Here is a 6,817-nt window from a genome sequence, read left to right on the forward strand (position 1 = left end):
CGAGACCTTGACCTGCGAACCACACCAATCGATACCGCTAACAAAGTATGCGGAGAGGATATATGCCGATCGAATTCACCGACCTGATCAGTGCGCTGCCGGAAGACTGGCGCGAGGGGCGTTTTGTCGGTCGGATCGACCGGGGCGAAGGTCCCTGTCCCATATTGGTCAAGGGCGGCAAGGCCTATGACATGAGCCGTGTCGCACCGACCGTCTCCGCGCTGCTGGCGGGCGGCACGGTCGATGCATCGCAGGGCGAGGCGCTGGGCGAACTGACCGAACTGAACCTGTCACCCGAACAGGGTGCGGCCCATCGCCTGCTCTCGCCGATCGATCTGCAATGCGTGAAGGCGGCGGGCGTGACCTTCGCCGTCTCCGCGCTGGAGCGGGTGATCGAGGAGCGCGCGCGCGGCGATTATGGCAAGGCGGCCGAACTCCGCGCGACGCTGGAACAGGCGCTGGGCGGCAATATCCGCTCGGTGGTGCCCGGTTCGCCCGAAGCCGCGCAGCTCAAGGATGCGCTGATCGCCGAGGGGCTGTGGTCGCAATATCTGGAGGTCGCGATCGGCCCGGACGCGGAGATCTTTACCAAGTCGCCGGTGCTCTCGACCGTAGGCTGGGGCATGCCGGTCGGCGTCCGCTCCGACTCGACCTGGAACAACCCCGAGCCCGAGGTGGTGCTGGTCGCCGATGCGCATGGCAAGGCGGTCGGCGCGACGCTGGGCAACGACGTCAATCTGCGCGACTTCGAAGGCCGTTCGGCGCTGCTGCTCGGCAAGGCGAAGGACAACAACGCCTCCTGCTCGCTGGGGCCGCTGGTCCGCCTGTTCGACGACGGCTTCACCATGGACGATGTCCGGTCGAGCGAGGTCAAGCTGACCATCACCGGCACCGACGGCTATGTGCTGGAGGGGGCCAGCTCGATGGACCAGATCAGCCGCGATCCCGAGGACCTTCTGGGACAGGCGCTGAGCGAGCATCATTATCCCGACGGCTTCGTCCTGTTCCTCGGCACGCTGTTCGCGCCGACCCAGGACCGCGACGAGCCCGGTCGCGGTTTCACCCACAAGGTCGGCGATAGCGTCGTCATCACCAACCCGCGTCTCGGCACGCTGGTCAACCCGGTGACGACCTCCGCCGACGCCCCGGCCTGGACCTTCGGTCTGGGCGAATTGATGCGCAATCTGGCCCGGCGCGGCCTGTTGTGACGGAGTCGGACGAAATGTTGCAGAAGACCAGCGCGGCGGACATGACCGCACGCTATCCCAGCCTGATGGACAAGCGCGTCATCGTGACGGGCGGCGGATCGGGGATCGGCAAGGGGCTGGTCGAGGCGTTTGTGGCGCAGGGCGCCCGCGTCGCCTTCGTCGACATCGCCGAGGAGGCGAGTCAGGCGCTGGTCGACCGGATGTCGGCCGATGCTCGCCATGCGCCGATCCATCGCCGCTGCGACCTGACCAATCTCGATCACCTCAAGACGGTCTTCGCCGACCTGGAAGCGGCATTGGGCGGGGTCGATATCCTGGTCAACAATGCGGGCAATGATGATCGCCACAACATCGAAGACGTCACCCCGGCCTATTGGGACGAGCGGCTGAACGTCAATCTGCGGCACCAGTTCTTCGCCGCCCAAGCGGTGATCCCCGCGATGAAGCGCGCCGGGGGCGGCGCGATCCTGAACTTCGGGTCGATCAGCTGGCACCTCGGCCTCAACGATCTGGTCCTCTACCAGACCTGCAAGGCGGCGATCGAGGGGCTGACCCGCAGTCTCGCGCGCGATCTGGGCCGCGAGAATATCCGGGTGAACACCATCGTTCCCGGCAACGTCCAGACGCCGCGCCAGGAAAAATGGTACACGCCCGAAGGCGAGGCGGAGATCGTCGCGGCGCAGTGCCTGGACGGGCGTATCCAGCCTTCGGACGTGGCGGCGCTGGTGCTGTTCCTCGCCTCGGACGATGCGAAGATGTGCACCGGCCACGATTATTTCATCGACGCCGGTTGGCGCTGACAAACCGGGCGAGAGCATAGGAGAGAGTGATGCAGCAGGCCCAACACTGCCTGACCGTGGGTGCGACGCTGGGCGAAGGCCCGATCTGGGTCGATGACGCGCTGTGGTTCGTCGATATCAAGCAGCAGCGCATCTATCGTCACGATCCGGTGGCGGGCACGCTCGATCACTGGGCCTCGCCCGAAATGGTCGGTTGGGTCGTGCCCGCGCAGCGTGGCGGTTTCGTCGCGGGGTTGAAGTCGGGGCCGCATCACTTCGATCCCGCGACCGGCGGTTTCGAGCGGCTGGCGGAGGTCGATGCGCATCTGCCCGCCAACCGCCTCAACGACGCGTGCGTCGACGGGCAGGGGCGTATCTGGTTCGGTACGATGGACAATGACGAGACCTCGCTGTCGGGTCGCTTGTTCCAATGGGCCGCCGGGCTGGTAACGCCGACCAGTGCCGACGCGGTGTGCATCACCAACGGCCCGGCCATCTCGCCCGACGATTCGACGCTCTATCACGTCGATACGCTCGGCAAGGTGATCCTGGCGCATCCGATTCTGGGCGACGGCACGCTGGGCCCCGCGACCGAGTTTGCGCGCTTCGGCGATGCGGACGGGCATCCCGACGGTGCGATCTGCGATTCCGAGGGCGGCGTGTGGGTCGGTTTCTTCGGCGGCTGGGCGGCACGGCGCTATGGCCCGGACGGCGTGATGACCGATGAGGTCCGCTTCCCGGTGTCGAACATCACCAAGATCGCGCTGGGCGGTCCCGATGGCCGCACCGCCTATGCCACCACCGCGCGGCAGGGTTTGTCGGAGGAACAACTGGCCGAGCAGGTGCAGGCGGGGGACATCTTCACCTTCCGCGTGACCGTGCCCGCCAAGCCGGTGCACCGCGCGGCGCTCTGACCCATTTGGCTTTCGAACCCGGCGTCTCGGGTCGGCCCGCTCCCTTTCGGGGCGGGCCGCTTCTTATTCCTCCATGGCGCTGCGGGTGTCCTCCAGCGCCAGATCGACGAGCAGCCGCATGGCCTCTCCCGCCCCCTCGACATCGCCCGCCGCGATCGCGTCATAGACCTTCACATGGTCGGGCACCGGATTGCGGGGCAGCGCGCGCGAACGCTGCTTGAACTGGGTGGTCCAGGCGACCGCCGCGCCGATGCTGGCGGTCAGCACGACCAGCGCATCGTTGCGGGTCGCCGCCAGCACCGCGTTGTGGAAATCGCGGTCCGCCGTCCGCCCCGCCTCGGTCGCCAGCGTATGGCGGCGCATCGCGGCCAGCGCGTCGCGCATCTCCTTCAGATCCGCCTTGTCGCGCCGCTCCGCCGCCAGCCGCGCGGCGGCGGGCTCGACGATCGACCGCAACTCGAACAGGCTGCGCACGAACTGAATGTCCGGCTCGCCCGAAAAGGCCCAGGCGAGCACGTCGGGGTCGAGCAGATTCCAGCGGTTGCGCGGCAGGACGCGGGTGCCCGTCTTGGGACGGCTTTCGACCAGCCCCTTGGCGGTCAGCACCTGTACCGCTTCACGATAGGCGCTACGCGATACGTCGAGCGCTTCGGAAAAGGCGACCTCGCCCGACAGCGTGTCGCCGGGGCGATACTCGCCCGACACGATCGCCGCACCCAGCTTGTGCGCGATCGCGCCGTGCAGGCGGCGGCCGGTTCCGCGCCGTGTCCGGGGCGAATTCGCCGCGCCCGTCGTCGTCGCGTCATCACCCGTCTCTACTGCCGGGGAAGGGGGGGTATCCTGCCTGTCGATGTCGCTCATTCCCTGTGTTTCACCTCTCCACCCCTATCTTGGCGCACAACGTTTAACATTGCCATCACTCCGTCAAATGAATATGTCGGAGTAATATAAAGGAGCTTCCCCTATGACCGATTTCCGTTCGATCGACGCCGCCACCGGCCAGCCGGTGGGCGACGCCTTTGCGGTGCACGGACCGGCCGATGTCGACGCGGCCTGTGCCGCGGCAGAGGAGGCGTTCGACGTCTATCGCGCCACCAGCCGCGAAGAGCGCGCCGTGTTCCTCGACAAGATCGGCGCCGAGATCATGGCCATTGGCGACGATCTGATCCAGGCCGCGATGCGTGAAAGCGGTCTGCCGCGCGCGCGTCTGGAGGGCGAGCGTGGCCGCACGGTCGGCCAGCTCGGCCTGTTCGCCAAGGTGCTGCGCGCCGGGGCCTATCTCCAGGTTCGCATCGACCCCGCCATGCCCGACCGCCAGCCGCTGCCGCGCCCCGATCTGCGCCTGCGCATGGTGCCGCTGGGCCCGGTCGCGGTGTTCGGCGCGTCCAACTTCCCGCTCGCCTTCTCGACCGCCGGTGGTGACACGGCGTCCGCGCTGGCCGCCGGTTGCCCGGTCATCGTCAAGGGCCACCCCGCCCATCCGCAGACCGGCGCGTTGGTCGCCGCCGCGATCGCGCGGGCGGTCGAAGCTTGCGGCCTGCCCAAGGGCGTGTTCGGCCATCTGACCGGCCCCAGCAATGAGCTGGGCGGTGCGCTGGTCCGTGATCCGCGCATCACCGCGGTCGGCTTCACCGGCTCGCGCGCGGGTGGCCTCGCGCTGGTCAAGATCGCGCAGGAGCGGCCGGTGCCGATCCCCGTCTATGCCGAGATGTCGAGCATCAACCCGGTCGTGCTGATGCCCGAGGCGCTGAAGGCGCGTGGTTCGGCGCTGGGCACCGCCTTTGTCGGCTCGCTGACCATGGGCGCGGGCCAGTTCTGCACCAATCCGGGCCTGTTGCTGGCGATCGAGGGCGAAGGGCTGGACGCATTCGTCGAGGCGGCACGCACGGCGCTGACCGATGCGGCAGCGCAGACCATGCTGACGCCCGGCATCCACGCCGCCTATACCAAGGCGTCGGAGTCGCTGGCGAGCCACGACAAGGTCGAGACGGTCGCGCAGGGCAAGGTGGGCGAGGGCGTCACCGCCGGTCGCGCCGCCTTCTTCCAGACCACGGCCGAGGCTTTCCTCGCCGACGAGGCGCTGGGTCATGAAGTGTTCGGCGCGTCGTCGATCCTGGTCCGCTGCCGCGACGAAGCGGAACTGATCGCGGTGCTAAAGGCGGCCGAGGGCCAGCTGACCGCGACGATCCAGATGAACGAGGGCGATACCGACATGGCCGTGCGGCTGGTCCCGGTGCTCGAACGCAAGGCGGGGCGGATCCTGGCCAATGGCTGGCCGACCGGCGTCGAGGTGGCGCATGCGATGGTCCATGGCGGCCCATTCCCCTCGACCTCGGACGCGCGCACGACCTCGGTCGGCAGCCTCGCGATCGACCGGTATCTGCGGCCGGTGTCCTATCAGAACCTCAGCGCGGCGCTGCTGCCCGAGGATCTGAAGGACGAAGCGGCGGGCACGCTGCCCCGTCTGGTCGACGGCCAGCCGGGTTAAGGAATGACGGGGCGCGTTCCGGACCGGGGACGCGCCCCTTTTTGTTGAAAAGACGATAAGGGGAGGAATTCATGGCTGATCGCCTGTTGCAGCACCGCGCACCCGACGGCACCCGTTCGGTCATTCTGGCCCGGGGCGACCAAGCGGCCTTCGTGCCGGGCATCGACACGGTCATTGCATTGGCGCAGCGTGCTATTGCCGGCGGGCAGTCGCTGCTCGACACCGCACTGGCCTGCGGCGAGGGCGCGGCCGTCGATTTGAAGGCGGAGCTGGCGGCGGGCCATCTGATCGCGCCGATCGACCATGAAGACCCCGCGCACTGCGTCATGACCGGCACCGGCCTGACCCATCTCGGCTCGGCCGAGGGGCGTGACAAGATGCATCGCGACGCGGCCGCCGCGGCGCACCAGACCGACTCGATGCGCATGTTCCTGGAAGGCGTCGAAGGCGGCAAGCCCGGCGAAGGCCAGGTCGGCCAGCAGCCCGAATGGTTCTACAAGGGCGACGGCTCGCAGCTGGTCGGCCCCGGCGACGCGCTTGAAATGCCCGCCTTCGCGCAGGATGGCGGCGAGGAACCCGAGCTGGCGGGCATCTATCTGATCGGCCCCGATGGCACCCCACATCGGCTCGGCCTGTGCCTCGCCAATGAATTCTCGGACCATGTAACCGAGCGGCACAATTATCTCTGGCTCGCGCACAGCAAGCTGCGCCCCGCCGCGCTAGGCGCCGAACTGCTGCTCGGCGAGGTGCCCGAGCATATCGAGGGGAGCAGCAAGGTCGTCCGTGACGGTGAGACGCTGTGGGAAAAGCTCTTCCTGTCGGGGGAGGCCAATATGTCGCACAGCCTGGCGAACCTCGAGCATCATCACTTCAAATATGCGCTGTTCCGTCGTCCGGGCGACGTGCACGTCCACTTCTTCGGCACCGCGACCCTGTCGTTCGCCGACGGCATCCGAACGCAGGAGGGCGATGTGTTTGAAATCGCCGCGGCACCCTTCACCCTGCCGCTCGCCAATCCGCTGGCGCGAACCGAGGACAAGCCGGTGACGGTCGGACGTCTCTGATCGTCCCAATTCCCGGCTGTAATGTCACCAGGGCGTCCTTTCCCAACGGGAAAGGCGCCCTTGTTGCGTCTGGCGCGAGTGATTCTAGGCGGTGATTCGGTGTTGTGACGTATGGGACGGGATAAGGTTCCGGTTGGTGCGGGACTGCCGATGTCTGCCAACACATTGTTTTTAGGTGATTTTCTCCATTTTTTGCAGAAAAGTGAAAATCGGCTGTTGACGGTTTGGGTTGGGTAGGCCTAGAGGGGTTTCACCGCAGCGGTGGTCGCAACGACTGACCGATGCAGTCACGACAGATCGGCGCACTTGGGGCCCTGGGAACGGGGTTGATGAAGTGTTGCCGGTATTTGTTGTCGGCTCTTTG

The 6,817-nt window shown here is 67.1% G+C and carries 7 protein-coding genes; 5 read left to right on the forward strand and 2 right to left on the reverse strand.

The window, feature by feature from the left end; all coding sequences use genetic code 11:
• Positions 1-62: 62 nt before the first annotated feature.
• Genes NZL82_RS17570 through NZL82_RS17580 form a run of 3 tightly spaced genes read left to right on the forward strand, consistent with a single transcriptional unit; the run spans position 63 to position 2,901 of the window.
• The gene (locus NZL82_RS17570; RefSeq protein WP_261271043.1) at positions 63-1,208 is read left to right on the forward strand and encodes a fumarylacetoacetate hydrolase family protein; all 1,146 of its coding nucleotides are present in this window, start codon (positions 63-65) and stop codon (positions 1,206-1,208) included.
• A gap of 14 nt (positions 1,209-1,222) precedes the next feature.
• Positions 1,223-2,008 carry an SDR family NAD(P)-dependent oxidoreductase gene (locus NZL82_RS17575; protein ID WP_261271044.1) on the forward strand — a complete coding sequence of 262 codons (786 nt, stop codon included), beginning with the start codon at positions 1,223-1,225 and terminating at the stop codon, positions 2,006-2,008.
• A gap of 29 nt (positions 2,009-2,037) precedes the next feature.
• A complete protein-coding gene (locus tag NZL82_RS17580) occupies positions 2,038-2,901 on the forward strand; it encodes an SMP-30/gluconolactonase/LRE family protein (protein WP_261271045.1) in 864 nt (287 codons plus the stop codon).
• Between the two features lie 63 nt (positions 2,902-2,964).
• Here the strand turns inward: NZL82_RS17580 and NZL82_RS17585 are convergent, their stop codons facing one another.
• Entirely contained in the window at positions 2,965-3,762 is a 798-nt protein-coding gene (locus NZL82_RS17585) for a FadR/GntR family transcriptional regulator (protein WP_261271046.1), read from the reverse strand.
• Positions 3,763-3,865: 103 nt separating this feature from the next.
• Here NZL82_RS17585 and NZL82_RS17590 point away from each other — a divergent pair, with 103 nt between their 5' ends.
• Both NZL82_RS17590 and araD1 read left to right on the forward strand, forming a co-directional pair.
• Complete coding sequence (locus NZL82_RS17590) at positions 3,866-5,389, forward strand: aldehyde dehydrogenase (NADP(+)) (RefSeq protein ID WP_261271047.1); 1,524 nt, start codon at positions 3,866-3,868, stop codon at positions 5,387-5,389.
• 71 nt (positions 5,390-5,460) lie between these two features.
• On the forward strand, positions 5,461-6,453 hold the full coding sequence (gene araD1, locus NZL82_RS17595; RefSeq protein WP_261271048.1) for an AraD1 family protein: 993 nt from the start codon (positions 5,461-5,463) through the stop codon (positions 6,451-6,453).
• A 171-nt stretch (positions 6,454-6,624) separates the two neighbouring features.
• Here the strand turns inward: araD1 and NZL82_RS17600 are convergent.
• Positions 6,625-6,817 (reverse strand): hypothetical protein (locus NZL82_RS17600; protein WP_261271049.1); only part of this gene is annotated, 193 nt, incomplete at its 5' end.

Source organism: Sphingomonas sp. LC-1 (assembly GCF_025371035.1).
Classification (GTDB): domain Bacteria; phylum Pseudomonadota; class Alphaproteobacteria; order Sphingomonadales; family Sphingomonadaceae; genus Sphingomonas; species Sphingomonas sanguinis_E.

What these genes read in the sequence shown, in the direction of transcription:
- araD1 (WP_261271048.1), top strand. Translation starts at nt 5,461, where the DNA reads ATGGCTGATCGCCTGTTGCAGCACCGCGCACCCGACGGCACCCGTTCG.
- NZL82_RS17575 (WP_261271044.1), top strand. Translation starts at nt 1,223, where the DNA reads ATGTTGCAGAAGACCAGCGCGGCGGACATGACCGCACGCTATCCCAGC.
- NZL82_RS17570 (WP_261271043.1), top strand. Translation starts at nt 63, where the DNA reads ATGCCGATCGAATTCACCGACCTGATCAGTGCGCTGCCGGAAGACTGG.
- NZL82_RS17580 (WP_261271045.1), top strand. Translation starts at nt 2,038, where the DNA reads ATGCAGCAGGCCCAACACTGCCTGACCGTGGGTGCGACGCTGGGCGAA.
- NZL82_RS17585 (WP_261271046.1), bottom strand. Translation starts at nt 3,762, where the DNA reads ATGAGCGACATCGACAGGCAGGATACCCCCCCTTCCCCGGCAGTAGAG.
- NZL82_RS17590 (WP_261271047.1), top strand. Translation starts at nt 3,866, where the DNA reads ATGACCGATTTCCGTTCGATCGACGCCGCCACCGGCCAGCCGGTGGGC.